The following is a 1,867-nucleotide window of genomic DNA, read 5'->3' as shown; positions in this document are numbered from 1 at the left end:
ACGGTCGCACCCGTGAGGTCGGTGCCGACGATGGTGAACACGCCACCGCCCGCCGGGATACTGACCACCGGAGTGATGGCCACGGTCACGACCGGCGGCGCGGGCGCGAGGTAGGTGAAGCCGCCCGGAACACTCGCCGATCCACCGGGGGTGGTCACCACGACGGGGACGTTGCCCGCGGCGTGCGCCGGGGTCAGGCCCGCGATCACGTTCGAGGCGCTGGCCAGCACAGTGGCCACGGCACCGCCGAAGGTCACGCTCGCCCCGGCGAGCCCGGTACCGGTGATGATGAACGGGGTACCGCCGGCGACCGGACCGGAGGCGGGCGTGATGGCGGTGGGGTTGGGCGCGGGCGACGGCGAAACCACCAGGTAGGTGTAGGCCACGGGGTTGCTGGTGCCGTTCGGGGTGGTGACGGTCACCGCCACCGTGCCGCTTCCGGGCGGGGCCACGACGACGAGACTGAAGCCGAGGACGTCACCGGCCACGATGGTGGCCGGAGCCGATCCGAAGTGGACCTGGGTGGCGGCGTTGAGGCCCAGACCGGTGAGGGTGACGATGTTGCCGCCGGCCGCGGGCCCCGCGTTGGGGTTGTCCACGAACAGCACGGGCGGCAGCGGCCAGGGCAGCGTGAGGTTCGGCGCCAACGGCGCCGCGTGCACAGTTGCGTTCACGATTCGTCTCCTGTGTGAGAACGGTGAAGGCGGCCGGGCGGGCCTTCAACCGCGCCGCCCGGCCCCGGTCCTGTCAGCTGTCCAGCCACCCCTGTGAGAGGCCGTGCGGCACGGCCGGTCAACGGCCGTAGGGCGGACCGAGAGGCGTAGGGCTGTGCATACCGACACATCTGGGCCGGGAGCTGCGGCGAGTACCGGTGAGCTGGCGCCAGGACGGCTGGAGTGAATCAGCCCCGGACGTTCGAGAGGGGGCTGGAACAAGGGACCGGCCGCCAGCTGAGCTCCCCGGCACGGGATGGGCGGCCCGCCGGTTCAGACATCACCATTACGCCGACAGGATGGATATGAAGCAATAACGTTGACGGTCAGTCACCCGAACGGCCCAGCTTTCATGAACCGCTCGCGCCTACCGCGAGTGCTGCCATCCCCCGATGGCGCCGCTCGGTAAGGATGTGGTCGCCCTCCGAGGCGGCGTGGCCGCCCTGGCGGCATGCGTGCGACAGCGCCTGCTCGCCGGCCGACACTCCACCGTCGGCCGGTTGAGTGACATCGCCTGGTGGGCCACCTGGACGATCGTGTCGTGGCTGTCCCTGTCTGAGATGCCGGAACGCCGCGACCTACGGGTGCCGGCCTCCTGTGCCTTCTCGGGGTCCGGGCAACGTACCGCCGCCCCCGGACGCCGCCGTGGCCGGCAGGGGGTCACGCGGCCCGGCTAATGAGACTTCGCGCGCGCTCCGCCGAATGGGTGGCGTGCCGTCAAAGCTCTTGTTGGTACGCAACCCAGATGGCTTACTTGTGATATCTGACCAGGTGGGCTGCCCATCCCTCCGCTGGGGACGGCAGCTGGCATCTGCCTGCGCATACTGGCGCGGGTTCGCGAGGGCGCCCACCGGAGGAAGCCGTCGACCGACGCGCTCTCGCGGTGCATCGGCTGATGAGGGTGGCTCATACGTCCAAGGAGGCGTTGTGCGAGCCATCAACATACTTCGATTACTGGCCGGGTCCGGCGCGGTCGGCGGGCTCTTGCTCACCGCTGCGGCAGCACACGCAGATGCCGTGGGTCCGGCGCAAGCGGTGGCCGTGCCGTGCAGCGAGACGGCATTGGTCAATGCCGTCGACGAAGCCAACGCCGCGGGGGGCGGTGACCTGATCCTTGCGCCGTTTTGCACCTACATCCTGACTGGTGCCCACAG

General features: G+C 70.0%; 1 protein-coding gene and 1 pseudogene. One reads left to right on the top strand and one right to left on the bottom strand.

Annotated features, from left to right (window positions below; genetic code table 11):
• Positions 1–674, bottom strand: a 674-nt coding sequence (locus tag ACIBEC_RS47515; protein WP_396290891.1) for an IPT/TIG domain-containing protein, incomplete at its 3' end; no start/stop codon positions are given.
• A gap of 966 nt (positions 675–1,640) precedes the next feature.
• On the opposite strand from ACIBEC_RS47515, the pseudogene ACIBEC_RS47510 reads away from it, so the two are divergent.
• Positions 1,641–1,867, top strand: a pseudogene (locus ACIBEC_RS47510) (hypothetical protein); the annotation flags it as partial.

Source organism: Kitasatospora sp. NPDC051164 (genome assembly GCF_044455625.1).
Taxonomy (GTDB): Bacteria; Actinomycetota; Actinomycetes; order Streptomycetales; family Streptomycetaceae; genus Kitasatospora.
This window is presented reverse-complemented; position numbering and strand designations above follow the sequence as displayed.